This window comes from Acinetobacter sedimenti (assembly GCF_022601685.1).
GTDB lineage: Bacteria > Pseudomonadota > Gammaproteobacteria > Pseudomonadales > Moraxellaceae > Acinetobacter > Acinetobacter sedimenti.
Genome location: NZ_JAKUML010000011.1, coordinates 1 through 25,924, shown reverse-complemented (window position 1 = coordinate 25,924; position 25,924 = coordinate 1). Strand labels below are relative to the sequence as shown.

The window sequence follows — 25,924 nt, the reverse complement described above, 5'->3', positions numbered from 1 at the left end:
GCAAATCGCAACATTTATGTATTGAGATAAAGTTCATTTTGCGCCAATTCTACCGAAATTGCGCCGACATTACCTGCGCCTTGTGTTAAAAGCAGATCATTCGCTTGTAACAAATTCTTTAAAACGCTCGGCAATTGACCATCAACAGGGTCGATGATAGTCGGTTCAACCTGACCACGCAAACGAATTGCCCGAGCAAGACTGCGACTGTCAGCACCGACGATCGGCTTTTCTCCCGCAGGATAAACTTCCATCAACAGTAGCGCATCGACTTGTGAAAGCACATCAACAAAGTCATCAAAACAATCACGTGTACGGCTAAAACGATGTGGTTGGAATAAAAGCACTAAGCGACGATCAGGGTGGCTTTGACGAGCCGCTTTGATGGTTGCTTCGACTTCTTTTGGATGGTGTCCATAGTCGTCAACCAATTTCACTGTACCATTGTCTTTGGCATATTCACCTTGGACTTGGAAGCGACGACCCACACCGTTGAAACCTTCTAATGCACGAGCAATCGCTGCGTCTGATACACCTTCATCAGAGGCGACACCAATCGCTGCCAAAGCATTGAGAATATTGTGCATGCCGGGCTGATTAATGGTGAGGCGCAGTGGCTCACGATCTTTACGCAGTACGGTGAAGTGAGATTGCATACCGTCTTGCTCAACATCAATGGCACGAATGTCATTATCTTCTTCAAAACCATACGTCAGCACAGGGCGACCGATGCGAGGCATGATTTCACGGATATTGGCGTCATCGCCACAGACCACGGCTAAACCGTAAAAGGGTAGTTTATGTAAAAATTGAATAAAAGTATCTTTTAAAGTGTCGAAACTACCGCCGTAGGTGTCCATATGGTCGGCATCGATATTGGTGACAATGGCTGCCATCGGCTCAAGATAGAGGAAAGAAGCATCGGATTCGTCTGCTTCGGCAACGATATAACGACTTGCACCAAGTGCTGCGTTGACTCCAGTACGATTCAGTAAACCGCCAATCACGTACGTTGGATCAAGATTTTCCTCAGCAAGCATACAGGTCAGAAGACTTGTTGTAGTTGTCTTACCATGTGTCCCTGCGACCGCAATACCGTGACGATAGCGCATGAGTTCACCGAGCATTTCCGCACGACGCACCACAGGGATACGACGCTCATTTGCTGTTTGAACTTCAGGATTTTCTAGATCAATCGCCGTGGATACCACTAAAACATTGGCACCGTCAATATTGCTGGCTTGATGTCCGATAAAGACTTCGATGCCATTTTTTTCAAGTTGTGCGGTGGTTTTTGAGGCTTTAATATCTGAGCCAGACACTTTATAGCCTTGATTTTTCAAAACCTCGGCAATACCACACATGCCTGCACCGCCAATCCCTACAAAGTGAATGTGCTTGATACGGCGCATTTCAGGGATTTTAATCAGTTGTTTGGCTTCTGTTGCAGTGAATGTGGTATCTGACATAGTTTTTCTCTAAAAAATCGTTCTCTAAATCGTTTGTTGAATTCGCTTGGATAAGTGGCTTTATAAGCTTTCAACAAGCTCAGCAACATATGCTGTCGCTTGGCTTTGCGCTTGTTGTCGAGCCTTGCTTGCCATACTTAAAAGAACATCTCTCGACATTAATGGCGCAAGCAATTGCTGTAAACCTTCCGCAGTCATCGTTGCTTGAGGGCAAATTTGTGCTGCGCCGACATCTGCCAAGTAATGTGCATTTGCAGTTTGGTGATCATCTACCGCAGACGGCAAAGGAATGAAAATCGCCGCCACACCTGCGGTTGCCACTTCGGTCACCGTGAGCGCACCCGCACGACAAATGATTAAATCAGCTTGGCTGTAGGCAAGTGCCATATCTTCAATAAATGGTAAAACTTGGACTGCAAAGCCATCAACTTTTTGCAGGGCCTCATAGCGTTGCACGGTAGATTCAAGTTGTTGTTGACCGCATTGATGACGCACTTGCATCGGTAAATTCAATCCAGTCAGTGCAGCAGGAATATGTTCATTCAATGCTTGTGCACCAAGTGAGCCACCAACGATGAGAATTTGTAAGGCTTGCTGTTCTGCGTCACGTTGTTGATAGCGCTCTTCAGGTGTAGGAATCTGACAAATTTCTTGACGTACAGGATTGCCAGTAGTGATCAACTTTGAAGATTCAGGAAATGCTTTTGGAAAAGCCTGACATACGGTTTTTGCAATCCGTACAAGTTGCGTATTGGTAAAGCCTGCAACCGCATTTTGCTCGTGGATTAATACGGGAATACCGAGTAGTCGCGCAGCCAATCCGCCTGGTCCAGATACATAACCGCCAAAACCTGCAACTGCATCTATTTTTAATGATTTCATGATCCGCATCGCTGCGATCGTCGCGCCAAGTATTTTAAATGGTGCTTTCAGTTTGCGAACAATACCATTACCACGCACACCCTGAATGTCGATCTGATGAATTGGAATATCATGTTGTTTTAATAGACGATTTTCCATGCCGTTTGGTGTGGCAAGCCAAGAGATTTGATGATCACGTTGCTGTAATGCTTTGGCAACTGCAAGCGCAGGGAAGACATGACCGCCAGTGCCTGCTGCCATCATTAGAATGCGTCGACTAGGTTTTGATTGTGTATTTGAATGCTCAGAAGTCACGATAGGGCTTAAATGATTAAATGTGGATTAAACGAATTATTGTAATCTCAATGCGAGTGAACGCAAGCGAAATATTGCGCTGTGACAAATTGTCACAGCGCAATCTTTATAATCAATTTGCAGGTTTATTATTTCATCAAATTCTCAGCACGAAGCGCCGTCAAAATACGCTGACCTGCACGACCAGTCGTCGGCAGTCCAAGACGTTGCTGTTCTATGCGAATTGCCTGACGACTTTTATCACCGATCAAGCCATCTACATCGCCAATAGCATGACCACGTTGAAGTAATAAGGTTTGGATTTCACGACGTTCTGCGCGAGAGGTACCAGCATCATCGGTTGGCCATGAAGCTTGTATGCCTGATTTACCTTGTAAGCGATCTGAGAGCATGGCAATGGCGAGGGCATAGCTTTCGGCAGCGTTATAACTATATAGTGCATCGAAGTTCTTAAAGACTAAGAATTTAGGTCCATTCTCACCAGCGGGTGCAAGTAAGCCTGCTTGGCTTGAACCACTCAAATTGCCTTGAATGATTTGTGAACCATCAATACGTGTGACACCTTTAGCAACCCAATAGCTGAGAGACTTTTTATTACGACGACCTTCACCGCCAACATAATAGCCATCGGGTACACTCACCTCAAAGCCCCAGGGCATGCCCGATTGCCAACCTGCTTTATCTAAAAAGTTTGCAGTGGAAGCGAGTGCATCAGGCACACTGGATACCAAATCACGACGACCATCACCATCAAAATCAACAGCTAAACGATCATAAGTCGAAGGCATAAATTGGGTATGACCAAATGCACCTGCCCATGAGCCTTTCAGTTGATCTTCGGTGAGGTCGCCACGTTGCAAAATTTTCAAGGTCGTGAAAAACTCACCACGGAAATAAGACTGACGACGACCTTCACAGCTCAACGTACCAAGTGCTTGTAACAATGGATATTTCCCTGAAATATTGCCGTAGTTACTTTCTACACCCCATACCGCTGCAATGGTTTCGGCAGGTACGCCATATTGTGTCGATGCACGATTCAATGCGCTACGATGTTGCGCCATATGCTTTTGCCCATCATCGACACGTTCTTGATCAACTAAACCTGATAAATAGTCCCAAATATCTGTGCTAAATTCGGGTTGATAATTCAGCTTATCTATTACCGAATAGTCAGGCGTAAGAGATTGGGTATAACGGTCATAAGTTGCACCTGATACACCTTTGGTAATTGCACTTGAGCGCAAGTCGGCAAGACAGCTTTGAAAGTTGTTAGGTGATTGATATTGTTGTGCTTGATAGTTTCCAGAAGTAGTGCTTGAACTTGATGAGATCATTGTTGAAGTGTTATTTCCATTAATCGGTACAGGCTGTCCATTAATGGTGAGTCCAGCATGTACACTGCCACTTACAATAGCAACACCCGCCACGACAATATTTAATCTTGATAATGCAAAACGCATAGTAAACCTCAAAAATTATTTTTAAATTTCATCGACCTTAACATGATTCTTTCGGTAATTCAGAGTGGATTGCGTAAAGGAATTTTCCGTCGTCTTCATTTTAGCTCCATTTTTCATATAAAATTTTCATAAAACAAATGGCGTGATGCTGAGATCGCAGAAATGAAAATTTCTATTCGTAAATCGCAATCAACAGTGCAATTTTAATTGAAATTTGTTTATAATAGCGCACGGAAATTACCAGTGAGATTGTTATGCTGACCATCGTTCAAGAAGCATTGACCTTCGATGATGTCTTGTTACTCCCTGCTTACTCTACAGTCCTCCCAAAAGATGTTTCTCTAAAAACACGCCTGACTCGTGATATTCAACTTAATATTCCGCTTGTTTCTGCGGCAATGGATACGGTGACAGAATCCCGTATGGCGATTGCAATGGCACAACACGGCGGTATTGGTATTTTGCATAAAAATATGGATATCGCTGCGCAAGCTGCAGAAGTACGCCGTGTGAAAAAGTTTGAAGCAGGTATGGTGAAAAACCCAATCACTGTTACGCCAAACACCACCGTGCGTGAGTTGATGGAAATCACTCAAGCGAATAACATCAGTGGCGTTCCTGTGGTTGAAGGTGAAAAAGTGGTTGGTATCGTGACAGGGCGTGATACACGTTTTGAAACCAACCTTGAACAACCTGTAAGCAATATCATGACACCACAAGATCGTTTGGTGACAGTGCGTGAAGGTGAGTCGAAAGAAAATATCCAAGCCTTATTACAAAAACATCGCATTGAAAAAGTCCTCGTGGTCGATGATCAGCAAAACTTAAGGGGCTTGATCACTGTCACAGACTTTCGTAAAGCAGAGCTTTATCCAAACAGTTGTAAAGATGACCTCGGTCGCTTACGCGTCGGTGCTGCGGTCGGTACGGGTGCTGAAACACCAAGCCGTGTTGAATCATTGGTGGATGCAGGCGTCGATGTGATCGTTGTCGATACAGCACATGGTCACTCTGCGGGTGTAATCGAACGTGTACGTTGGGTCAAACAAAACTTCCCACAAGTGCAAGTGATCGGTGGCAACATTGCAACAGGCGATGCAGCATTAGCACTGCTTGATGCAGGTGCAGATGCCGTCAAAGTCGGTATTGGTCCGGGTTCGATTTGTACCACACGTATTGTTGCAGGTATTGGTGTACCGCAGATTTCAGCAATTGATAATGTAGCTCAAGCATTGAAAGAGCAAATTCCTTTGATCGCTGATGGTGGTATTCGCTACTCAGGTGATATTTCTAAAGCGATTGCCGCAGGTGCAAGTACCATCATGGTTGGTTCATTGATGGCGGGTACAGAAGAAGCACCGGGTGAAGTGGAGTTCTTCCAAGGGCGTTACTACAAAGCCTATCGTGGAATGGGTTCACTTGGTGCGATGTCTGGTTCAAGTGGCTCAGCAGACCGTTATTTTCAAGATGCCAAAGCAGGTGCGGAGAAACTGGTTCCTGAAGGTATCGAAGGGCGTGTGCCGTACAAAGGACCAATGGGCAATATCGTACACCAAATGATGGGTGGCTTACGTTCATCTATGGGCTATACAGGTTCTGCAAGCATTGAAGATATGCGTCAACATGCGAAGTTTGTCAAAATTACTTCGGCAGGTATGAAAGAGTCGCATGTACATGACGTGACCATTACCAAAGAAGCACCAAACTATCGGGTGGGCTGATTGGTTTAAGTTATATTATATATTTTGATATCATAGCCACCTCATGCAGGTGGCTATTTTTTGATGTAGAATGGATACAATTTAATATTAGAAAGATGAAATTAGAGATATTCAATGAGTTATTTTGGAACAGATGGAATACGTGGACAGTTTGGTCAAACTCCGATTACTCCAGAGTTTGCTTTAAAACTTGGTTTTGCCGCTGGATCTGTACTTAAGCGAGCTTTTCCAAAGAAAAAGCCAATCGTGGTGATGGGTAAAGATACACGGCTCTCTGGTTATATTTTAGAGTCTGCTTTACAGGCTGGTTTAAACTCAGCAGGTGTGTATGTGCATCAGCTTGGTCCTTTACCAACGCCTGCGATTGCACATTTAACGCGTGCTTTACATGCCAATGCAGGGATTGTAATTTCGGCATCACATAATCCGTATTTTGATAATGGCATTAAGTTTTTTTCTAATGAGGGGAAGAAGCTTCCAGACGAATTGCAAAATGAGATTAGCTTAGAACTTGAAAAAGATTTAGTGATTACAGAGCCGAATCAACTCGGGAAAAGTATACGTGTCGATGATGCACAAGGACGCTATATTGAGTTTTGCAAATCAACTTTTCCCTACCATTTGAATTTACAGGACTTTACCATCGTCATGGATTGCGCCAATGGTGCAGCCTATAGCGTTGGCCCCGCAGTATTTCGTGAACTTGGTGCAAAAGTGATCAGCATTTTTGATCAACCGAATGGCACCAATATTAATGAACAGTGTGGCTCAACACATCCAGAGAACCTTCGAAAGGCTGTGGCAGAGCACAGGGCGGATTTGGGTATTGCCTTTGATGGCGATGCTGACCGAGTACTGCTGGTTGATCGGCATGGAAAAATTATCGATGGCGATCATATTTTGTATATCCTTGCCACTAAAGGTAAAAAAGCACCACATGGTATCGTCGGCACTGTTATGAGTAACATGGCACTTGAGCTTGCCTTAAACAAAGTGGATATACCATTTATTCGTGCCAAAGTTGGTGATCGCTATGTACTTCAAGCGTTGGAAGAAAATGACTGGTTTATTGGCGGAGAGCCATCAGGGCATATTCTGACTTTAGATCGAAGTACCACTGGCGATGCGATTATTGCTGCATTACAAGTGATGCGTGTTTTGGTTGAGCAAGAAACGAGCTTAGATGAATTGGTTAAAGATTTTAAACTTTTTCCTCAAGTCTTAGAAAATGTTCGCCTTGCACAGATGATAGACCCATTTGCTGATCCTTTACTTGTGGCAGAGTTTGAAAAAGCCGAGCAACAGCTCAAAGGGCGAGGTCGCTTGCTGATTCGTAAATCAGGGACTGAGCCCGTGATCCGAGTGATGGTCGAAGGTGATAATTTGGATGAAGTGAGTCAATTGGCAAAACATTTGGCAAAACAAATCCGTCAACAAGCTGATATGCACGCAGAATAAGAGATGTCTAAGCAAAGTATAGAAAGTTCAAGTATAAAAGATTTGAGTGAATTGCGACTTTCGTATCAGCGTGGGGAGTTGCATGAAGATCATGTGGCGCCAATACCGCATGAGCAATTTTTATTGTGGTTTAATCAAGCGCTGACCTGCGACCTGCATGAGCCGTATGCGATGTATTTGGCAACGGCGAATGCACAAGCTTTACCGCACGTGCGTACGGTACTACTTCGTGGTGCAACGAATCAAGGCTATGATTTTTATAGCAATTATGACAGCGAAAAAGGACTCGATTTGGCGGAAAACCCACAAACGCAGATTTTGTTTTATTGGGCGGAGTTGGAACAGCAAGTGCGCATCTCTGGGCGAGTTGAGAAAATTTCAGAAATTGAATCAACTTCTTACTATCACAAACGCCCTCGTGATAGCCAAATTGCAGCGCATGTCAGCACGCCGCAAAGTGGTGTGATTGAAAGCCGAGAAGCACTGCAACAACGCTTTAATGATGCAGTACAACAGTTTGAAAAAACTGAACAACTCGATAAACCCAAATTTTGGGGAGGTTACCGCCTCGTGCCTGATTATTATGAATTTTGGCAGGGTAGACCAAATCGTTTGCATGATCGAATTTGTTATCAAAAGCAGGGCGAAGATTGGTTGATTCAACGTTTGATGCCCTAAAGTTTATTGACATTATAAATATAACTAGATAGTTTGTATAAAACTAAATTTAATAATTTAGATAATAGTTTACTATAAAAGAGGGTTGTAGAATGTTTAAGAAAACATTGTTGGTTTTAGCTTGTTCAGCCATTTTAACTGCTTGTGGTGGAGGTGGTGATTCATCATCAAATAATGGTGGTAATAATACTGAAAATCCAGCTATTCCAGCATCAGATCTAGATAAGGCAAAGCAATTGGTAGATACAACAAATACTATTATTAGTTATTTTGATAGTTTTAATGGATTACAATCACAATATCAGCCGACATTCGATGCAATTAGTGATGCTGGTAGCGATATTGGTAATGCAAGTAGCTTGATTTTGACTTTGGCCTCATTGGCGGAACAAGATGCGCAAGGTTCTGAAAAAGAATATAATGCGGCTCAATTGGAAGCTTTATTAAAAGAGGATTCAACCGATGGTCAGTATTATTATCCTGACTATCAATTGAGCAATAATACGCTAAAAGTCAGTGTGACACCAAATTCAGTGACTGTAACAGGTGGTGTTACAGCTAAATATTGGACTGATTATGTTTGGGACTCTAAAACACAAACAGGGCATGACGTTTTTGGTAATGAAACTACTGTGGGTGTAACCAATCTGAAACTTGAAGCACCCTTCTCTGCATCTAAATCAACTTACGATTTTAAACTGGTTGCTGGTGGGAAAATTGCGACCAAGAATGTTGTGAGCAACAAAGAAGCGATTTTGGCGGTTAATAGTGATAGTACTGCTCAGGTTGTGTATAACAATGCAAAAAAACTGGATGATCGTTCTAGTGATCAAACTCCTACGAGTGCACAATTTAAGTTTGCGAATATTGTGTTGACTGCTGTAGGTACAGGTGCAGAGTTGAGTTTAACGGAGTTTTCAAGCAAGGCTACACAAGTTCAATTTAAAGATGGTTTAAGCACGTCTACAGAAATTATTCCAACTGAACTGAACTTAAAAGGTAAGGCTGTTGCTGGAACTGAGAACCTGAACTTAGAAGCAAGCATTAAATTAAACAATGATTTGTCAAAACAGATTGATGTGACTAATGGTGAAACTGCTGCTGCATTTATCAATGCGGACCTTAATATGAAACTCAGTGGTAATGTCAAAGGTGGCGGTACTAGCATTAAACCATTTAGTGTTGATTTAACTGCTAAACGTAATGAGTACCAGAAAGGTACAGCAACGATTAAGGTTGCTGTCGATAAAGATGCACTTACAGCTGACTTTAAAACAGACAATTTGATTACAAAAGATGAACCTGTTGTATGGGCAAAATTATCTCATGCCAATGGTGCTTATGTTGAAATTGCTGATCTTGACAAATTTACTTCAGCAGAGATCAAAGTGGGCAATACCCCATATGCTACAGTGAGCAAAGTGTCAGATAACGTATATTCTGCAAAATTCACAGATAATACTGTTAAAGCGATTGCACCATAATTATGAAAAGGAGAGGGGGAGTAAATTCCCCCTTTTTTTCTATGCTCAAAAAAAGTCTAGCTGTATTAGGAATGCTGATTCCTCTTTATTCCAATGCTCAGGAAAAAATCTATTATCAAGTGCAAGCAGATGTATATAGTGAACCTTTGTCGATTCACTCATTTACTGATGATTGGGATGACCCAGATTTTAAATCGGGAAAAAATGCGTTTGCTCATGGTCTAATGCAGTTGGGTATTAAACAGGGTCAATGGGATTTTAGCTGGATTTGGCGTTATGATTATGTACTACGTTTTAGTCCAGACACTGCAAAATTATATTATCAGATCAAAAATGAAAAATTGATTGATGCCAATACTCAATATGATTTGCAACTAGAGGCACAGCACATTGATACGGTTGGGTCACGATTTGCATATACCTGGCAACTTTCACCTAACTGGAATGTAACTACAGGGGCAACCGCATTAATTGGCCGACATTATGCTGATGGTCAGGTGAATGCTTTGGCGAAAACCATAGATCAGGAACAACTTATGGATCGTGTGAAGTGGCTTAATGGTCAAATTGACTATAGTTATGACCAGCCAGCATTAAAAGAAGACAAAATGGGCTGGAATGAGCGAGCGAATCATGGATATGGTTTTGCATTTGATACATCATTACAAGGGACAATTGCGAATCACTGGAAAGTAAATATCAATATTCAGGATGCTTTGGCCTATTTATATTGGCAGGATGCACCTTATACTCAATATCAGGTTGCTTATGATCAGGATAAGCGTCCCCGATTTGATATTCAGGGACAATTTAATAAGTATTATCAATATACTCAGAAGCTGCCTTTTAAAATTTATACCGATCTAAATTATCAGTCAGATCAGAATTGGCTTTTAGGTGTAAGTTCAATCAGCAATCAATATAGTAGCCTTTGGCAATTGAATGCTTATTGGGATGAAGGTGTGCAATGGGGAATCCATTTTGAACCTCAAACCCATGCTTTAGGCTTATCAGTACAGCATCAAAATTTTGGCTTGAAATATATTGCAGATGATCTAAATACCAATCAGGCCAAGAGGATGGGTGCTCAATTGTTTGCCCAATATCAATGGTAGAAAGAGCATGATGAGCTCGTTATAGAACTATGCAATCAATTCAACTCGAACAACGCTCCCTACAACAACCTGTACAGCAATATGAATATCTTGGCTCAGACACGTTGGCACGGATTTTATCAGCGCGTGACACGACAGTTGAACAACTTGATTTGCAATTAAAACACTTATTACAACCTGATTTAATGGGCTTGGATAAAGCAGTACAAATCTTAGATCAAGCGGTTGAAAAAAAACAAAAAATACTCATCGTTGGTGATTATGATGCTGATGGGGCGACCAGTACCGCACTTGCTGTTTTAGCTTTGCAGACGATGGGTGCAGATGTGAACTATATCGTGCCCGATCGCTTTAAATATGGATATGGATTGACGCCTGCAATTGCTGAGCTTGCTTATGAGCGTTTTCACCCCGATGTATTGATGACAGTGGATAATGGCATTTCCAGTCATGCAGGTGTAGAGCGTTGTCATGCGCTCGATATGCAAGTCATTATCACCGATCACCACCTCACGACAAAAGCCACACCGAACGCCGAAGCTGTGGTGAATCCCAATCAATTGGGTTGTACTTTTGCCAGTAAGTCTTTGGCAGGTGTGGGGGTGGCATTTTATTTACTGGCTCGGCTGGCAACGCACCGGCAAAAGCTTGGTAAATCGAGCGTGCGCATGACGCAGTTCCTCGATTTAGTGGCGCTGGGCACGGTTGCGGATGTAGCAAAGCTTGATTTTAATAATCGCATTTTGGTGCAAGCTGGACTTGAGCGCATCAGACAAGGGCAGTGTCGAGCGGGAATTTTGGCATTGATCGAGATCACAGGTAAAAATGCAACACAACTGCAAGCCAGTGATTTTGGTTTTGTGCTTGGTCCTCGCATCAATGCGGCAGGGCGTATGGATAGTATGCAGATCGGTATTGAGTGCTTACTTGCACCTGATCTGAATAGCGCTTATCCATACGCTTATCAGCTTGATCGGCTGAATATCGAACGTCGTCAAGTCGAGCAGGGGATGCATGAGCAAGCTTTTGATTATTTGCAACAAATTCATATTGAGCAAGATCAGCTTCCTGATGCTTTGGTGCTTTTTGAGCCTGAATGGCATCAAGGCGTGATCGGTATTGTCGCTGGGCGCTTAAAAGAACATTTTCATCGTCCGAGTATTGTATTTGCACTCGATGAAGATGGAGAGCACCTCAAAGGTTCTGCACGTTCAATCGTAGGGATTCATATCCGTGATGCCATTGAGGCGGTAGCAGAACAGCATCCGCAATTGGTCAAATTCTTTGGTGGACATGCTATGGCGGCAGGTTTAACCATTGCGCAGAAAAACTTTGAAGCATTCCGCAAAGCGTTTATTGACGTGGTTGCTCAGGTCAATCCTGAGGTATTTCAAGCAAAAATCTATACGGATGGCACACTTAAAAACGATGAGATGAATCTGACTTTATTACAACAATTGGAACAGCTTGGTCCATGGGGGCAAGGCTTTGAGTCGCCAGTATTTGAAGGAATATTTCAGGTTGTCGATTATCAATGGCTTAAGGAAAAGCACTTAAAACTAAAATTACAAATTGATGTAAATCATTTTGTTGAAGCCATTGGTTTTAATTTTATCGAGAAAATTGAGCAGGGTGAAATAGCACCAAAAGTCAGAATTGCTTATAGCTTGGAAAGAAATGAATTTCGTGGGCAAATACGTTTGCAACTGCGATTGATACATTGTGAAAATGTGCTTTAGAAAAATTCACAGCGATGCAAGTCACAAAAAATCGCCCAGTTGGGCGATTTTTAGTTTCATCAGCGATGTGGAATTAGAAGCGGAAAGTTCCGTTAATACCAACAGAATCAATGTCATCCGTTGTGGTGTATGCAACACCAACTCCGATTTGTGGTGTAAAGAATTTTTTCGCATTGATGCCGAAGATAGTTTCTGATTCATCTGCCGTAGAATCGGCAAAAGACGCACCAACACTTAATGTTGGATCAAGATACAGGTCACCACCAAGTTTATAAGCTGTTTCGTCACCAAAATAGACTACACCTTCAAAGTTGGTGTAAAAGCCACCGATCTGAGTCACGTACTTGCCACGAGTGCTGACAGTTGTATCTTCACCTACAGCACTTGCATAACCTAAAGATGTAACGAAACCATTCTCTGCAACAAGTACAGGATCTAAACTTTCTTTAGATACGCCTAATGCAAGTAGTAAGCCATTTACTGGTAAGTAACCTGCTTCAACTGTATAACCTGTGTTGTCTTCGCCACCAAGATCAACTTGATTTAAAGAACCACTGAAATAAAATTGTGAGTTTGGAATAAAGAATTCACCCGAAACACCATAGACATCAATATCTTCGTCACCATCGCCACTCGCATTAACATAGCCCAAGCCAATATTGCTTGCACGATTCAAAAATGCGGCTTCAGCAAGCGGCGAAGATTTGGTTTGAACTGCATTCAAATAATACTTACCTGAAGCAGACCAAGTATCAAGATCACCTGCACCATCAATATCAGTATTTTCATAGCCAACATTAAGTTCATATTGATAGGCATTTGCACCCATGGCAAATAGTGAAGTGATTAGTGCTGTAGCAAGACTCAATTTTTTCATGGTTATTCCCCATAAACGTTGTAAAAATTGTTAAAATATTATGTTACATATTACAGTTTAGTGAATTTTACTGTTTCGTCAATAGCTCTTTATCACTTTTTCTTGACCAGTTATCCTATCTACAAACACATTTTCTTTGGAAATTTATGATGAAAATTTATGGTATTAAGAATTGTAATACGATGAAGAAGGCATTTACAGCATTAGATCAGCACGGCGTGAGCTACGAATTTCATGATTATAAAAAGCAAGACATTGATGAAGCGACATTAAAACAGTGGCTCAAACAAAAAGATCAAGATGTGATTTTGAATAAAAAGGGGACCACGTGGAAAAAGCTCTCTGCTGAACAACAAGCCTACGCACTTGAAAATGAGGCTCAACTGATAGAAACATTGATAACCAGTCCAAGTATGATTAAACGCCCTGTGTTGGATACTGGATCGGGCATTTTAGTTGGTTTTGACGAAGCAGAATATGCAAGTTTAGCAAAATAGTAGACATAAAAAAGCTTGCTAAATCGCAAGCTTTTTTATAATGCCTGATTGGATCAGAATATTATTTCACACGGTACCATGTTTGGTTGCGACCCAAAGCAGCTACGCCGATATATCCACGAACTTTCAAAGTTTTACCATTAGAAGCCATTTCAGCGTTCATTTTGTAGGTTTTGCCTGACTTCGGATCAAGAATCGTACCGCCAGTGTACTTATTGCCTTTGTCTAATTTTAAGTTTTGAACAATATTCAAGCCTTCAATTGATTTGCCTTTGAGTGAACCTGAACAAGCTTCACAAGTTTTCTTAGACGTTGGGTCAAGTGATTTGGTGATGGTGGCAGTATACGTACCATTTGAACTTTTTGAGAATTCAACCAAAGCTTTTGCTTTGCCAGTTTCGTCATCCACTGTACGCCATTGCGTATTGTTTAGGTCTGCTGCGAAAGCTGAAGTTGCCAACACACTGCTTAGCGTAATAAATGCTAATTTTTTCATTTTTGGTTTCCTTGCGAAGGGTTTTCCTGAGTTCATCCACGATAAAACATTAACGAATTTCTATTATGATTTTTTCGTTTATACTTGTAATTTTATAAGCTTCTTTTGTGAATAGCTAGTCCAATTGTGGAAAAATTATATGCCTGCTTCGAATCCATTCAAAACTTATGCAATCGAAAAATTATTACGAATGTTTGTACACTTTCCAAGTCGACAAGGGCTTTCAGCATCTGTGTTGCGTGGCTTGATGAGTAAAGCAGGGCGTATTTTTCCTGTAGATCAGCGTTTGGCATTTCGCCAGTTACACTTGGCAGGCATGCAATGTGAGGAAATTCGACATAAACGTGATTCTGCAACGCAATTGATTATTCATATACATGGTGGGGCATTCTTTCTAGGAGGTTTGGAAAGTCATCGTGGATTGATGTGTGATTTGATGCGAGCCACTGGCGCACAAGTGATTCATATGGATTATCCACTGGCGCCTGAACATCCTTTCCCTTTTGCATTAGAAACTTTACAAGCTGCGTATCTTGAAGCACTTGAGCAGGGCATTTCGGCAAAGAACATTACTTTATCAGGTGATTCTTGCGGAGGAAATTTGGCATTAGCATTGTGTTTGAAGTTAAGAGATGAAAAATTGCCGTTGCCGAATGGTTTGATTTTATTATCACCATGGCTTGATTTATCACTGAGTGGTCCTTCGATCAAACGTAATGCAAAGCATGATGCCTTGTTATCCGAACAGGCTTTGCGTGATGGTGTTCGGTATTATTTGAACGATTATGCGAGCGTAGACGAGCCGTATGTGTCACCACTTTTTGCCAATCTCAAAGGATTGCCAGAGATGCTGATCCATGTTGGAAGTAAGGAAATTTTGCTTGATGATGCAAAGCGGCTGAAAGATGCGGCAGATCGTGCAGATGTGGCGTGTACGCTAACGATTTACTCAGGAATGTGGCACAACTTTCACATGTTTAGTCATTGGGTTGACCCTGCAAAGCGTGCTTTAAAAGATATTGCCAAGTTTGTCGATCGAATAGATCGCTAAATGTTAGTTAGGGGTAGGCAAGTAGGGTACACGTTCCACGTGAAACATGATTATTTTAACCACTTATACATCACCAAAGCATCAACAAAACCTTGTTTGGGGTGATTGAAGGCTTTTGGCAAGCGACCAACGATATCAAAACCTAGCTTTTTCCAAAGTCGAATTGCACCATTATTAGTTTCCACGACAAAGTTAAATTGCATCGCAAGATAACCGAGTTCACGTGCGACCTGTTGAGAGTGCTCACACATTTTGGCAGCGACGCCTTGACCTCGTGCGGATTCGGAGACCATATAGCCACAGTTGCACACATGCGATCCGCCACCACTTTGATTGGTTTTGAGATAGTATGAACCTAGAATTTCTCCGTCTTTTTCATAAACATAAGTTTGGTTGGGCAAAGTCATCCAAATGTCAAAAGCCTTTTTTTTCGTCACTTCACGATCAAAAGCATAGGTTTCACCTGCCTCAACAATAGGCTTAAAGAACCGCCAAATTTGCTCAAAGTCCCTAGTCATTGCTATGCGAATCATGATCATGCTCATTGAAAAAACAGATCCGATTATAGGTGAATACACCCTTGAAAAGCTGTAGTACAAAAGTGTGAACTATAAAAAATGACATAAAAAAACTGCCCCGAGAGGCAGTTTATGAAAAGATAAAATCTTCTGTGTGAATTATTCACCAGCGAGTGAACATTCAAAGTTTGACTTATCAACGCTACAACGTGCTTTTTTCAACACTGACATCATTGATTTGTCATAAACGCCTTGCTTGGTCAAAGCAATACGTGATTCACGCATCATTTTTTGATAACCAATCTTGTCGTCAGCTGGAATGTCCATTTTGTATTTCGCAGGAATACCCGCTTCAAGCTTAGAAATCGTGCTAAATGCTTTAGGCAATTGCTTCACGAACCAATCACGTGACTTTTGACCAAAGCCAGCAGGGAATTTGCTTGGATTGATCACAACATTCGCTGTGACGTGAAGAATTGGGAAGTTAACCATCGCACCTTTTGAACCCAAGCCTTTGTGAAGCTCAAGTGGTTTGAATGCATATGCAGGCGCACCAATGATATCAACCTGACCGTTGTTAAACTTTGATGCGAAATTGGTTACGTCAGATGAAACAGGTTGTGCACCGATTTGTTGAACCATTTTCTTTTGTGCAGAATCATAGTCTAGAACGGCAATTTTCTTACCTGCCGCTTTTGCAACTGAGTTGATGTTGCGATCGTTGACGAATAAGTAAGCAGAACCCATTGGGGCGATACCGACGACTTCATATTTTTTGTTCGAGCTAACCATTTTGCCAGCATTACGAGAGTTCAAAGTGAAGCTAATTGCACTTTGCGCAACTTTATTGTTTGGTACTGCACCAATAGAATCAATAGAACCCACGAATTTATTGAATTCACGAGCACGCATTGCAGTGATACTGACACCGTCACATTTACCTGCTTTAAAATCTTCATTGGCTACACGTTCGTCTGTGTAAGCTTTAAGGGTAACGTCAGCGCCCCATGATTTGGCTTGTAGCGCCCAACCTTTCATTTGTTGGTAAGCTTCGCCTGAAGCACCAAGTAAATCAAATACACACATTGTTGCTGCTTGAGTGCTAGACATCGCACCCATAGCGGAAGTTGCCACGATGGCAAGCGCAAGTTTTTTCATCTTTGCATCATCCTTTCAGTTGTTGTTTTTTGGCGAGAGTCATTCCCGATCCAACTTGAGCAAAATAATATCGTGCTTGTATTTAAATTAATAGAGTAATTGCTCCAATTGCCAATTAATTTTGTGTGCAATTGGTCACAAAAAGTAAAAATGTGCATAAAAAATGAACATAAATATCTAAATTGAATTGCTGATTTTACGTCGAGTTCAGGTGAAGCTATGGAGGATCTATAAAATTGTTTACAATACAGCCCTGATTTTTTAATGATACCTCTCCATGATCCAACTTGAAAATTTTAGCATTCGACGTGGCGTGCGTGCGCTATTCCAAAATGCCACCATGCAAATCCACCCCGGTTGGAAAGTGGGCTTAACTGGTGTCAATGGTGCAGGAAAGTCATCTTTATTTGCTGTGCTACTGGGTGAACTTGGTGCGGATGAAGGGCAATTGACACGTCCACAAGGCTGGGTCGTGGCGCATATGGCGCAAGAGATCGAGGCGCTAGACGTACCTGCATTAGATTTTGTCTTGTCGGGCGACGCTGAGTATTGGCAGATTCAGACTAAATTGCAAAATAGCGATCAACTCAGTGACACAGAGCTTGGGGAGCTGCATGCACGCTTTGATGAGATTCATGGCTATGTTGCGCCTGCTAAAGCAGCACAATTGCTTGCAGGATTAGGTTTTTTTGAATTTCAGATTCGTCAGCCTGTGCAGAGCTTTTCGGGTGGTTGGCGGATGCGTCTGAATCTTGCTCGTACTTTGATGAGCCGTTCAGATTTATTATTACTCGATGAGCCAACCAACCATTTGGATTTAGATGCGATTTTATGGTTAGAAGATTGGCTAAAGAGTTATGCAGGCACGTTGGTTTTGATTTCGCATGACCGTGATTTTTTGGATGCTGTGACTGATCATATTTTGCATATTGAGAATGCAGAATTAACGCTATATTCAGGCAATTATTCGAGCTTTGAAACCATTCGCAGTGAACGCTTGTCGCAACAACAACAAGCTTATGAGAAGCAACAGGAAACACGAGCACATCTGCAAAAGTTTATTGATCGTTTCAAAGCCAAAGCCACCAAAGCCCGCCAAGCGCAGAGCCGTATCAAACAGCTTGAACGTATGCAAAATCTTGCGCCTGCACATGTAGATACGCCGTTCACCTTTAGCTTCCGTGAGCCAACTCGGATGAGTTCACCATTACTGAGCCTTGACGATGCGACGATAGGTTATAGCGCAGAGAAAAGTATTGCCTCAAAAGTAAAATTGCAGATCACGCCGACGACACGTTTGGGTTTACTCGGGATGAACGGCGCAGGAAAATCGACACTGATTAAATCATTAGTCGGTCAGTTGCCCTTACTCGTAGGTGAGCGTCAAGCTTCAGAATTACTGAATATCGGCTACTTTGCACAGCATCAGATGGATGCGCTGGATGATCAAGCCAGTCCGATGTTACAGCTTGCTCGGATCGCAGATAAATCCATTAGTGAAGCCAGTTTGCGGTCATTTTTAGGTAGTTTTGGCTTTAGTGGCGAGCGCATGGATACACCATGTCAGCGCTTCTCTGGTGGTGAACGTGCTCGTTTGGCATTGGCATTGATCGTGTGGCAACGCCCGAATGTGTTGATTCTCGATGAGCCGACTAACCATTTGGATTTGGATATGCGTCATGCGCTGACGATGGCGCTACAAGACTTCGAAGGGGCGGTGGTGTTGGTGTCGCATGAGCGACAGTTGATTGCGACCGTGTGTGATGATTTATTGCTCGTCCATGATGGGCGCGTGACGGAATTTGATGGTGATTTGCAAGAATACAGTCAGTGGCTACGTCAAGCTCGACAACAGATGCTGCAAAAGCAACAAGATGAGATATCTACGACAGTCAGTACAAAAACAACAACTGAACAAGCAGTAGACAGTACGACAAGTAATACAACATCTACATCATCGAATAGCAAAGTCGATAAAGAAGCACAGCGCAAAGAAAATGCACGCCGTCGTGAGAAAACTCGTCCACTGCGTAAGAAAATGGAACAATTAGAAAAGTCGATCGAGAAGTCGCAAGCACAGCTAACAACGATTGAAAATCAGTTGGCTGATAGCGCAATCTATGATACAGATCGTAAAGCGGAATTATTGCAATTGATGGATCAGCAGACAGCGCATAAAGCGAGTTTGGCGCAAGATGAAGAGCAATTGCTTGAATTAATGATGGAACTCGAAGAGCTTGAAGCCAGTTTTGAGGGTTAAGGATATTCAGTTTTGTTAACTTATGTGACGCAAATGATCGGTTTTACAGCTTGGAATTTGCATGAAATATCATTTGTGTAGAATTTTAACGAATAAAAATGAATGTCTTAGCGAAATATTAAACATTCATGTGATGCGCTAGCTTTGTACATATTGTATGTATTCTTTACATACTGCTTAAGATTAGCAACTTTCGCTAAACAGTGTTAATTGCTAGAGATCGGCATAATACAGCTATTGATTCGATCGAATGAGACACGATCAACCCTCAAGGATGTCAACAAAACATCCTTCTTCTCAAAGCCTAGGCTCTCCCCAGACCTAGGCTTCTTTTTGTCTATCATTTGCGGATCAGTTTCACTTTTTAAAATATGAGAAAAAATAAAACCGAACAATGATGTTCGGTTTATATCATTAACAAGGTATTTTTTTCTAAAAACTCAAATCGAAAATACTTAGATCGAAAACGATGAGCCACAACCACAAGTTGTTGTTGCATTTGGATTTTTGACGATAAAGCGTGAACCTTCTAAACCTTGTACATAATCAACTTCTGAGCCTAAAAGATATTGATAGCTAAGCGAATCCACGACCATTTTTACATCGCCATTTTCAAATTCGGCATCGTCATCATTGACACTTTCTGCGAAGTTAAAGCCATAGGAAAATCCTGAACATCCGCCACCTGTCACATAGACACGGAGCATTAGGTCCGCATTGCCTTCACTATCACGCAGTTGGCGTACTTTGTCGGCAGCATTATTCGTTAAAACTAAGGCTTGGGCAGTCATGATGATTTCCACCAATAAATCAGAACAGAGTTATTTTAGCATATCTGTGCGAATTTGTGATTTACAAGTGAAAATCTGATGCGATCACTTTATTTTTTCGAATATTGCTCATCTTTGAGCGCACATTCGAAGTTTTGACGGTTTTCCGCACAGCGAGCACGCCACAACAGCTCCATCATTTTTTTGTCGTAAATGCCTTCTTTAGTGAGCTGAATACGTGCTTCACGCATCATTTTTTGATAACCGATTTTATCTGCATCAGGGATTTGCATCCAATATTTGGCAGGGATATCATCTTTCATCTTGCCCAAAATGGTAAAGGCACGTGGCAATTGACCTTTGATCCAAGTTCTTGATTTTTGACCAAATCCAGCAGGAAATTTTGCACTGTTAATGATCAGGTTGCCTGATACTTGCAGTAGTGGATAGTTGGCAATCGCACCTTTTGAACCGAGTCCTTTATAAAGCTCTAAAGGACGAAACACTGCAGCAGGTGCGCCAATGATATCGACTTCACCATTGTTAAATTTTGAACCAAAATTGGTGACATCAGCTGAAACAGCTTGCGCACCAACTTGTTGTACCATTTTCTTCTGCGCTTGATCGTAGTCAAGAATGGCGATCTTTTTCCCTGCGGCTTTAGCAATGGTATTGATACTTCGGTCGTTTAGAAATAAATACGCATCACCGACAGGGACAATACCAACGATTTCGTATTTGCCTTTTTTCATATCGTTGGCAAATCGAGGATCGGCAAGTGTTTGCATGACTTTGACTGCTAGCTTTAAACTTGGGATTGCGCCGATTGAGTCAATTGAACCAGTGAAATTATTGAATTGGCGTCCACGCATTCCAGTGATACTCGCACCGTCACACTTTCCAGCTTTAAAATCTTCGGTGAGGACACGCTCATCGGTATAAGCTTTGAGCTCAATATCTGCGCCCCATTGCTTCGATGCAAGTTGATAATCTTTCATCAGAGCATAGACATCGCCTTGTGTCCCGACCAGATCAAATACACAAAAAGTTTGCTTCGCTTGTGCGCTATTCATGGTGAGTGTGGTCATTAGTCCAAGCGTTGTTAGCCCGAGTAGTTGCATTATTTTTTTCATGACAGATTTCCTTAAGGTGATATCCGTGAAGTCATTCCGTGACGGCATTATTGTTTTTGCCAAACTATCGCTGAGTATAGGCGCTCAAAAAAATCACTACATTGGTCAAACTGACATGAAGATGCGCATGCTACGCAATGTATTTTAGGTAAAACTAAGTTATTAACGGCTTAGTTTTTGAGCTAAATCAATCAGTTTGTTCGCTAAGCTATTTAGCACTTCTTTTTCCACATCAGTGCCTTGAAAGCTTTGGTCTTTGCTACGTGTGAAAATATCACGGATTAAAAGGCTATTATTGCTGTCGATCATGCCTAGTGCTGTGGTGACTTGGCGGATTTGGGAAATTGAACGAGCGCCATTCACCGAACCATAACTGACAAAACCGACAGGTTTGCCACTCCACTCCGCACCAAGATAATCTAAGGCATTTTTGAGAGCTGGCGAGTAGCCATTGTTGTATTCAGGGGAAATCAGGAAATAGGCATCTCCTTCGGATATTTTTTCAGACCATTTTTTTTGCAGTGGATCGCTATAGTTGCCTTTTAGGGACATCGGTGATGCACCGCTAAACATTGGCAAATCCCAAGTTTTTAGATCGACAATTTCCACTTCGGCATCAATGTCTTGCAAGGCATTTTGCATCCACTCGGCGACATGAATCGCCACACGATTTTCCCGAACACTGCCGACGATAATTTGAATCTTCATTGTATTTCTCCTGTGCTTGCTTTATGTTTATCTTAGCAAGAAATTGGTCATGGAAAAGTAAGAATATGTCAAATTTGCAAGATCCACGTGTGTTATTGGCTTTGGAACGCACTGTATTGGCGTGGAATCGGAGTAGTTTGGCGTTGATTGCTTTCGGCTTTGTCATTGAAAAATCAGCCTTTCTTGCGCAACTGGTCGATCCTGTGAAATATGCCGACAAGATTGCATTTAGCAAATGGACTGGGGGCGGGGTGATCGTTTTGGGGATGATTATCTGTCTGATCTCGGTGCAACAATATCGCATAGCGCTACGTTCGATTACCGATGCGGAAATGATGGAAGGCTATAAAACCAATCAGCCGATGCTCTTGGCGGGGTTTAGTATTTTGGTTGGAATGTTATTGATTATTTCGTTTTGGGTTTAGTTGAATTCACGACTCAAAAGCTTAACTCGCCAACTGATTATGATCGACGTGCTCCAAACTGGCATTGATGACACTAAGCAGCTCATTAAGCTGCTGCCGACCGATACGTGTTTCAAACAACGACGTCAGCCATTTGCTTTGATATTGGCGCAGTTGATGCGTATTTTCTGCATTTCCTATCGCTACAATTAACGCTTTTGCCATCAATCCACAATATTGTTGAAGCGTTTGTTGCATTAAACTTTTCACCTCTTCAAATCCGATCGTCGCGACACTTGATTTTTCTTCAGCAAGTGGTTCAGGTTTTGGTGGAATTGGTGTTGGTGCTTTAAACGGCGAGACGGGTTCTATTGTTTTACTGCGCTGTTTTGCAGGTTCAGACATTTTTATTTCTGCTGACATTGATTGAACAGTTTCGTTTTCAACGACCTTATCGGGCTGTGCTTCAAAATTTGCCTTAGATGCTATTTCAGTTGATGATAATTTGCGCTCAACCCTTTCTGACTGCAAGGCTTCATTTACTTGAGAGAGCGTGCGAGATACTTTAGATAAAAAATTAGGCTTTGGCTGAGTATTATTATTTGTAGGTTCAGTCGCTAAATCATCACTTAAATGCCTTTGCGAATTGGATTCTGCTTTATGACTAGCGATTTCATTTATAGACATTAAAGTTGTCGGTTGATCAGTCGTCGTGTCATAAATCAAACCAAGATCGAGCAAAGTTTGGAAGTTTTCTGCATTTGCAATTTTATTCGAAGCATCAATGCTAAGTTGTTTGATATCATCTTTTTCGAGTAATAACAACAAAGTACGTGTGCGTGCATTGATTTTGAGCTGTCTTTGCGTCAGTTCACGAGTGCCTGCTTCTGTACGTTTATAATTGCTTTGAATGTTCATCATGGAACGCCACCCCCAATAAATAAGGGCACAAAATATCAATCACAAATGACAGGTTGATGACGTTTTTATTGAAAATTTACGAATTGTTCAGACTTTGAGCAATTTGTATTTTAGTTGAGCGACATAAGTCGAATACTGCGAATTTTTCTACTATGATGAGAACAATTAAAGGAGCAAATCATGACAAAACTTTATCTTGAAGATTTGGCAGTCGGTCAAAAATATCACAGTGGCGAATATGCGCTGACCGAAGAAAAAATTAAACAATTCGCCTCTGAATATGATCCTCAACCCTTTCATATGAATGAAGTGTCTGCTCTAGCGCATCCCGTATTTCAAGGCTTAGCAGGAAGTGGTTGGCAGACGGCGGCAATTACTATGCGTCTATGGGTGAAAAGCTTTCCTGTAGCAGGTGGTTTGTTGGGTATGGGAGCGGATGTCCGCTGGAAATTGCCAACTCGCCCAAATGATGTACTTCATGTTGAATCAGAAATTACCGAATTACGCCGTTCACAGTCAAAACCGAATCAAGGCGTGATCACGCTATTTAGCCAAACCAAAAATCAAAATGATGAGGTGGTGCAGGAATCGACTACTAAAATTCTAGTATGGAGCAAAGACTCAGGTGTGAAATAATTTTCACGGTTGGGGTGAGCAATACATCTATTGATGCATGCTCGCAAGTTGTTTGCTGGGGCTTTTATTGCTTTGGTTTTTATTGTTAGGACTTTGATAGAGTGAAAGCCCCATCTTCTGCATACGGCGCCCTTGATTTTGTAAATATTGACTGAGTTTTGGACTACGCTTTGCGCCAGTATATAAAATCAAATTGCGCATTATGAGATAATAGGCAAACCACGATGCAGGGCGAGTTCGCAGACCGAGGCTTTGCATGCGTTTTTTACCGATAAAAAATTGGGTAATTTCCAAATGTTGTCGATACGCCAATTTTTGTTGCAACGGACGGAAGTGGCGATATTCTCGAAAAAAAGGCTCTTTGGATAAACTTGCGCCCAAAGCTGCACTCGACTCATCAGAAGCAGGATGGGAAAATTGTAACCAATACATCATCCGCCAAGCTTCTGATTCTTTGTTAATTAACCATTTTTCTTCAACACCCATAAGCCAACCGACATAGCGCCAAAAATGCAAATATTCATCGACTTCGGTTTTATTTGGGAAAATACCTAAAGCTCGAACACCTAACAGCACTACATTTGAAAATGCAATATTGGTCATGGCGAGATCATACTGATTGATCGGTACACCCCATGTCTTGCTATCCCAACGCTCAGATTTTTTTAACTGATGACGTACCAACGCATGAATAAAGCGCACATAAATGGTTGAAGTAAAGCCTGAATGAAAGCGTTGTAAGCCATCAATTTCTGTAATATCAATCCACCATTTCGTTGTTTCCGCTAGGCGTACATTGACTTGTTGTTTTAATGCGCCAGTCAGGACTAGGGGTTGATTAAAGCCTGGGAACATATAACCTGCCATCAAAGACACATCACGCAAAACAAAACCATTATTGATCCCAAGACGATGAGTGAAATTGACCGCATTTTGAATTTTCCTTTGATCGACCCACGACGGTATTTGTTCAACTTGAGCAAAAAAGTTATACAGTACTTTTACATCATCGTGAGTATATTCAGTTGCATCACCCTGTAAATGATCAAGTCCTTGAAATAATGCTGTTTCAAATAATTTACGGCGTTCTTTAGGAGCTTGCATGACCCATTCAATAACTGGATCCATCAACCGATCACCATCATTAATTGAGCGTGCAATCTGACAATGTTCAGCATAATTAGGCTGAACAGGTGTATCGCACAAATGATTTAAAATCTGCGTCGTCCAGTTGCTTTTTTGGGTATGCTCAAATGCCATAAGGCGAGTCGGATAGGTCAATGACATGATCTTTTACTCTGCTTAAAATTTAATCATATAATAATATGAATATTTATTCGCATTCAATTCGCATTCATGGAAATACCCTGTCATATAATAGGCGGAGTGGTCTAAGCGATAAGATAAGGAAGTATAGATGAGAAAAAGACCACAGCAACAACGAGCAAAGCGCATCGTCGATGATATTCTCGAAGCGACTTTATATTGCATTAGTCAACATGGCGTGCTTCACACCACAACACCCAAAATCGCTGAAATATCAGGTGTGAGCGTCGGCTCAATTTATCAATATTTTGAAAATAAAGAGCAAATCATCGAAGAGTTGCTCTTGAGAAAAAGTGAAAAACTTGGACTTGGGTTTAAAGCCTTAGTCATGGAAGAACAACACAAAAGTATTCAAGAAGTGATTCAAAATAGTATCGAATTCGGATTTGAGTCGCTTAAAGCAGATCAAGGCTTTCTGATCGAAATCCTAAAAAACTGGCATGAATACAGTGAGTCTGAATCGGCGCAAGTGCTTGAAAAACATTTTTTTGAAGTTGGACTCTATGTATTTAACCGCTTTTATAGTCATTGGAATTTTGAAACCTTAAAACATAAATCTTTTGTCATTATCAATAGTACGCTCTTCACCATGATGCGCTATGTTAGTCACAATCAATTTTTAATCGAAGAAGCACGACTGAAAAAAGAGCTTCTTACAATGCTTTTGGCATATTTAGACAGCCCAAATACAGAATAATATCTAAATAACGTTGTATTTGATTCAGAAATGAGCGGTAAAGTGAAAAAATGAACATGAAACAACCACTCGGTATAAAAAGCTATTGGAAGGGGTTGCATCGCTGAATTAATGGTGTAGAATGCGCACCTATTGGCGGACAGTTAGATAAAAACTTGTTGATAAACAG

At 41.6% G+C, this 25,924-nt stretch carries 24 protein-coding genes; 12 read left to right on the top strand and 12 right to left on the bottom strand.

Translation table 11 applies throughout. The features are described 5' to 3' along the window. Positions 1–14: 14 nt before the first annotated feature. The 3 genes from murC to MKI79_RS07985 form a co-directional block, all read right to left on the bottom strand. Positions 15–1,469 (bottom strand): UDP-N-acetylmuramate--L-alanine ligase, encoded by a 1,455-nt coding sequence (murC, locus tag MKI79_RS07995; protein ID WP_241571824.1) that lies wholly within the window; start codon positions 1,467–1,469, stop codon positions 15–17. A gap of 60 nt (positions 1,470–1,529) precedes the next feature. Then, complete coding sequence (murG, locus tag MKI79_RS07990; protein ID WP_274619074.1) at positions 1,530–2,645, bottom strand: undecaprenyldiphospho-muramoylpentapeptide beta-N-acetylglucosaminyltransferase; 1,116 nt, start codon at positions 2,643–2,645, stop codon at positions 1,530–1,532. A 128-nt stretch (positions 2,646–2,773) separates the two neighbouring features. Beyond that, positions 2,774–4,108, bottom strand: coding sequence for a lytic murein transglycosylase (locus MKI79_RS07985; RefSeq protein WP_241571819.1), 1,335 nt, complete (start codon positions 4,106–4,108; stop codon positions 2,774–2,776). A 254-nt stretch (positions 4,109–4,362) separates the two neighbouring features. Between MKI79_RS07985 and guaB the strand changes: the two genes are divergently transcribed. The 6 genes from guaB to recJ all read left to right on the top strand — a co-directional run bounded on the left by guaB (position 4,363) and on the right by recJ (position 12,303). Beyond that, complete coding sequence (gene guaB / locus MKI79_RS07980; RefSeq protein WP_241571816.1) at positions 4,363–5,829, top strand: IMP dehydrogenase; 1,467 nt, start codon at positions 4,363–4,365, stop codon at positions 5,827–5,829. A gap of 114 nt (positions 5,830–5,943) precedes the next feature. Next, positions 5,944–7,287 (top strand): phosphoglucosamine mutase, encoded by a 1,344-nt coding sequence (gene glmM, locus MKI79_RS07975; RefSeq protein WP_241571814.1) that lies wholly within the window; start codon positions 5,944–5,946, stop codon positions 7,285–7,287. Positions 7,288–7,290: 3 nt separating this feature from the next. Next, positions 7,291–7,965: a pyridoxamine 5'-phosphate oxidase gene (gene pdxH / locus MKI79_RS07970; RefSeq protein WP_241571812.1), complete on the top strand. Its 675-nt coding sequence runs from the start codon at positions 7,291–7,293 to the stop codon at positions 7,963–7,965. Positions 7,966–8,057: 92 nt separating this feature from the next. Further along, positions 8,058–9,449 (top strand): hypothetical protein, encoded by a 1,392-nt coding sequence (locus MKI79_RS07965; RefSeq protein WP_241571809.1) that lies wholly within the window; start codon positions 8,058–8,060, stop codon positions 9,447–9,449. A 41-nt stretch (positions 9,450–9,490) separates the two neighbouring features. Beyond that, on the top strand, positions 9,491–10,564 hold the full coding sequence (locus tag MKI79_RS07960; RefSeq protein WP_241571985.1) for a hypothetical protein: 1,074 nt from the start codon (positions 9,491–9,493) through the stop codon (positions 10,562–10,564). A 29-nt stretch (positions 10,565–10,593) separates the two neighbouring features. Further along, the gene (gene recJ, locus MKI79_RS07955; RefSeq protein WP_241571807.1) at positions 10,594–12,303 is read left to right on the top strand and encodes a single-stranded-DNA-specific exonuclease RecJ; all 1,710 of its coding nucleotides are present in this window, start codon (positions 10,594–10,596) and stop codon (positions 12,301–12,303) included. 73 nt (positions 12,304–12,376) lie between these two features. Here the strand turns inward: recJ and MKI79_RS07950 are convergent, their stop codons facing one another. After that, positions 12,377–13,180 carry a putative porin gene (locus MKI79_RS07950; RefSeq protein WP_241571805.1) on the bottom strand — a complete coding sequence of 268 codons (804 nt, stop codon included), beginning with the start codon at positions 13,178–13,180 and terminating at the stop codon, positions 12,377–12,379. Between the two features lie 146 nt (positions 13,181–13,326). Between MKI79_RS07950 and MKI79_RS07945 the strand changes: the two genes are divergently transcribed. Next, positions 13,327–13,677 carry an arsenate reductase gene (locus tag MKI79_RS07945; protein ID WP_241571800.1) on the top strand — a complete coding sequence of 117 codons (351 nt, stop codon included), beginning with the start codon at positions 13,327–13,329 and terminating at the stop codon, positions 13,675–13,677. Between the two features lie 61 nt (positions 13,678–13,738). Here the strand turns inward: MKI79_RS07945 and MKI79_RS07940 are convergent, their stop codons facing one another. Continuing rightward, on the bottom strand, positions 13,739–14,173 hold the full coding sequence (locus MKI79_RS07940) for a DUF2147 domain-containing protein (protein ID WP_241571798.1): 435 nt from the start codon (positions 14,171–14,173) through the stop codon (positions 13,739–13,741). A 139-nt stretch (positions 14,174–14,312) separates the two neighbouring features. On the opposite strand from MKI79_RS07940, the gene MKI79_RS07935 reads away from it, so the two are divergent. Then, entirely contained in the window at positions 14,313–15,224 is a 912-nt protein-coding gene (locus tag MKI79_RS07935) for an alpha/beta hydrolase (protein WP_241571795.1), read from the top strand. 50 nt (positions 15,225–15,274) lie between these two features. On the opposite strand, the gene MKI79_RS07930 is transcribed toward MKI79_RS07935, so the two are convergent. Together MKI79_RS07930 and MKI79_RS07925 are read right to left on the bottom strand one after the other, a co-directional pair. Next, the gene (locus tag MKI79_RS07930) at positions 15,275–15,742 is read right to left on the bottom strand and encodes a GNAT family N-acetyltransferase (RefSeq protein ID WP_241571793.1); all 468 of its coding nucleotides are present in this window, start codon (positions 15,740–15,742) and stop codon (positions 15,275–15,277) included. A gap of 159 nt (positions 15,743–15,901) precedes the next feature. After that, a complete protein-coding gene (locus MKI79_RS07925; RefSeq protein WP_241571792.1) occupies positions 15,902–16,900 on the bottom strand; it encodes a putative solute-binding protein in 999 nt (332 codons plus the stop codon). 277 nt (positions 16,901–17,177) lie between these two features. Between MKI79_RS07925 and MKI79_RS07920 the strand changes: the two genes are divergently transcribed. Beyond that, the gene (locus tag MKI79_RS07920; RefSeq protein WP_241571790.1) at positions 17,178–19,160 is read left to right on the top strand and encodes an ATP-binding cassette domain-containing protein; all 1,983 of its coding nucleotides are present in this window, start codon (positions 17,178–17,180) and stop codon (positions 19,158–19,160) included. A 455-nt stretch (positions 19,161–19,615) separates the two neighbouring features. Here the strand turns inward: MKI79_RS07920 and erpA are convergent, their stop codons facing one another. The 3 genes from erpA to MKI79_RS07905 all read right to left on the bottom strand — a co-directional run bounded on the left by erpA (position 19,616) and on the right by MKI79_RS07905 (position 21,771). Then, a complete protein-coding gene (gene erpA, locus MKI79_RS07915) occupies positions 19,616–19,951 on the bottom strand; it encodes an iron-sulfur cluster insertion protein ErpA (RefSeq protein ID WP_092621730.1) in 336 nt (111 codons plus the stop codon). A gap of 89 nt (positions 19,952–20,040) precedes the next feature. Beyond that, positions 20,041–21,051, bottom strand: a complete 1,011-nt coding sequence (locus MKI79_RS07910) for a putative solute-binding protein (protein ID WP_241571984.1) — start codon at positions 21,049–21,051, stop codon at positions 20,041–20,043. A 174-nt stretch (positions 21,052–21,225) separates the two neighbouring features. After that, the gene (locus tag MKI79_RS07905) at positions 21,226–21,771 is read right to left on the bottom strand and encodes an NADPH-dependent FMN reductase (RefSeq protein WP_241571788.1); all 546 of its coding nucleotides are present in this window, start codon (positions 21,769–21,771) and stop codon (positions 21,226–21,228) included. Positions 21,772–21,836: 65 nt separating this feature from the next. Between MKI79_RS07905 and MKI79_RS07900 the strand changes: the two genes are divergently transcribed. Then, the gene (locus MKI79_RS07900; RefSeq protein ID WP_092621736.1) at positions 21,837–22,196 is read left to right on the top strand and encodes a YidH family protein; all 360 of its coding nucleotides are present in this window, start codon (positions 21,837–21,839) and stop codon (positions 22,194–22,196) included. A 21-nt stretch (positions 22,197–22,217) separates the two neighbouring features. On the opposite strand, the gene MKI79_RS07895 is transcribed toward MKI79_RS07900, so the two are convergent. After that, entirely contained in the window at positions 22,218–23,096 is an 879-nt protein-coding gene (locus tag MKI79_RS07895) for a hypothetical protein (RefSeq protein WP_241571785.1), read from the bottom strand. 180 nt (positions 23,097–23,276) lie between these two features. Here MKI79_RS07895 and MKI79_RS07890 point away from each other — a divergent pair, with 180 nt between their 5' ends. Then, complete coding sequence (locus tag MKI79_RS07890; RefSeq protein ID WP_241571784.1) at positions 23,277–23,732, top strand: MaoC family dehydratase; 456 nt, start codon at positions 23,277–23,279, stop codon at positions 23,730–23,732. Positions 23,733–23,759: 27 nt separating this feature from the next. On the opposite strand, the gene MKI79_RS07885 is transcribed toward MKI79_RS07890, so the two are convergent. Then, entirely contained in the window at positions 23,760–25,019 is a 1,260-nt protein-coding gene (locus tag MKI79_RS07885) for an oxygenase MpaB family protein (RefSeq protein ID WP_241571780.1), read from the bottom strand. A gap of 130 nt (positions 25,020–25,149) precedes the next feature. On the opposite strand from MKI79_RS07885, the gene MKI79_RS07880 reads away from it, so the two are divergent. Beyond that, entirely contained in the window at positions 25,150–25,755 is a 606-nt protein-coding gene (locus MKI79_RS07880) for a TetR/AcrR family transcriptional regulator (RefSeq protein ID WP_241571778.1), read from the top strand. The last annotated feature ends 169 nt before the right edge of the window (positions 25,756–25,924 follow it).

What these genes read in the sequence shown, in the direction of transcription:
- murC (WP_241571824.1), bottom strand. Translation starts at nt 1,469, where the DNA reads ATGTCAGATACCACATTCACTGCAACAGAAGCCAAACAACTGATTAAA.
- MKI79_RS07985 (WP_241571819.1), bottom strand. Translation starts at nt 4,108, where the DNA reads ATGCGTTTTGCATTATCAAGATTAAATATTGTCGTGGCGGGTGTTGCT.
- guaB (WP_241571816.1), top strand. Translation starts at nt 4,363, where the DNA reads ATGCTGACCATCGTTCAAGAAGCATTGACCTTCGATGATGTCTTGTTA.
- glmM (WP_241571814.1), top strand. Translation starts at nt 5,944, where the DNA reads ATGAGTTATTTTGGAACAGATGGAATACGTGGACAGTTTGGTCAAACT.
- pdxH (WP_241571812.1), top strand. Translation starts at nt 7,291, where the DNA reads ATGTCTAAGCAAAGTATAGAAAGTTCAAGTATAAAAGATTTGAGTGAA.
- MKI79_RS07965 (WP_241571809.1), top strand. Translation starts at nt 8,058, where the DNA reads ATGTTTAAGAAAACATTGTTGGTTTTAGCTTGTTCAGCCATTTTAACT.
- MKI79_RS07960 (WP_241571985.1), top strand. Translation starts at nt 9,491, where the DNA reads ATGCTCAAAAAAAGTCTAGCTGTATTAGGAATGCTGATTCCTCTTTAT.
- recJ (WP_241571807.1), top strand. Translation starts at nt 10,594, where the DNA reads ATGCAATCAATTCAACTCGAACAACGCTCCCTACAACAACCTGTACAG.
- MKI79_RS07950 (WP_241571805.1), bottom strand. Translation starts at nt 13,180, where the DNA reads ATGAAAAAATTGAGTCTTGCTACAGCACTAATCACTTCACTATTTGCC.
- MKI79_RS07945 (WP_241571800.1), top strand. Translation starts at nt 13,327, where the DNA reads ATGATGAAAATTTATGGTATTAAGAATTGTAATACGATGAAGAAGGCA.
- MKI79_RS07940 (WP_241571798.1), bottom strand. Translation starts at nt 14,173, where the DNA reads ATGAAAAAATTAGCATTTATTACGCTAAGCAGTGTGTTGGCAACTTCA.
- MKI79_RS07935 (WP_241571795.1), top strand. Translation starts at nt 14,313, where the DNA reads ATGCCTGCTTCGAATCCATTCAAAACTTATGCAATCGAAAAATTATTA.
- MKI79_RS07930 (WP_241571793.1), bottom strand. Translation starts at nt 15,742, where the DNA reads ATGACTAGGGACTTTGAGCAAATTTGGCGGTTCTTTAAGCCTATTGTT.
- MKI79_RS07925 (WP_241571792.1), bottom strand. Translation starts at nt 16,900, where the DNA reads ATGAAAAAACTTGCGCTTGCCATCGTGGCAACTTCCGCTATGGGTGCG.
- MKI79_RS07920 (WP_241571790.1), top strand. Translation starts at nt 17,178, where the DNA reads ATGATCCAACTTGAAAATTTTAGCATTCGACGTGGCGTGCGTGCGCTA.
- erpA (WP_092621730.1), bottom strand. Translation starts at nt 19,951, where the DNA reads ATGACTGCCCAAGCCTTAGTTTTAACGAATAATGCTGCCGACAAAGTA.
- MKI79_RS07910 (WP_241571984.1), bottom strand. Translation starts at nt 21,051, where the DNA reads ATGCAACTACTCGGGCTAACAACGCTTGGACTAATGACCACACTCACC.
- MKI79_RS07905 (WP_241571788.1), bottom strand. Translation starts at nt 21,771, where the DNA reads ATGAAGATTCAAATTATCGTCGGCAGTGTTCGGGAAAATCGTGTGGCG.
- MKI79_RS07900 (WP_092621736.1), top strand. Translation starts at nt 21,837, where the DNA reads ATGTCAAATTTGCAAGATCCACGTGTGTTATTGGCTTTGGAACGCACT.
- MKI79_RS07895 (WP_241571785.1), bottom strand. Translation starts at nt 23,096, where the DNA reads ATGATGAACATTCAAAGCAATTATAAACGTACAGAAGCAGGCACTCGT.
- MKI79_RS07890 (WP_241571784.1), top strand. Translation starts at nt 23,277, where the DNA reads ATGACAAAACTTTATCTTGAAGATTTGGCAGTCGGTCAAAAATATCAC.
- MKI79_RS07885 (WP_241571780.1), bottom strand. Translation starts at nt 25,019, where the DNA reads ATGTCATTGACCTATCCGACTCGCCTTATGGCATTTGAGCATACCCAA.
- MKI79_RS07880 (WP_241571778.1), top strand. Translation starts at nt 25,150, where the DNA reads ATGAGAAAAAGACCACAGCAACAACGAGCAAAGCGCATCGTCGATGAT.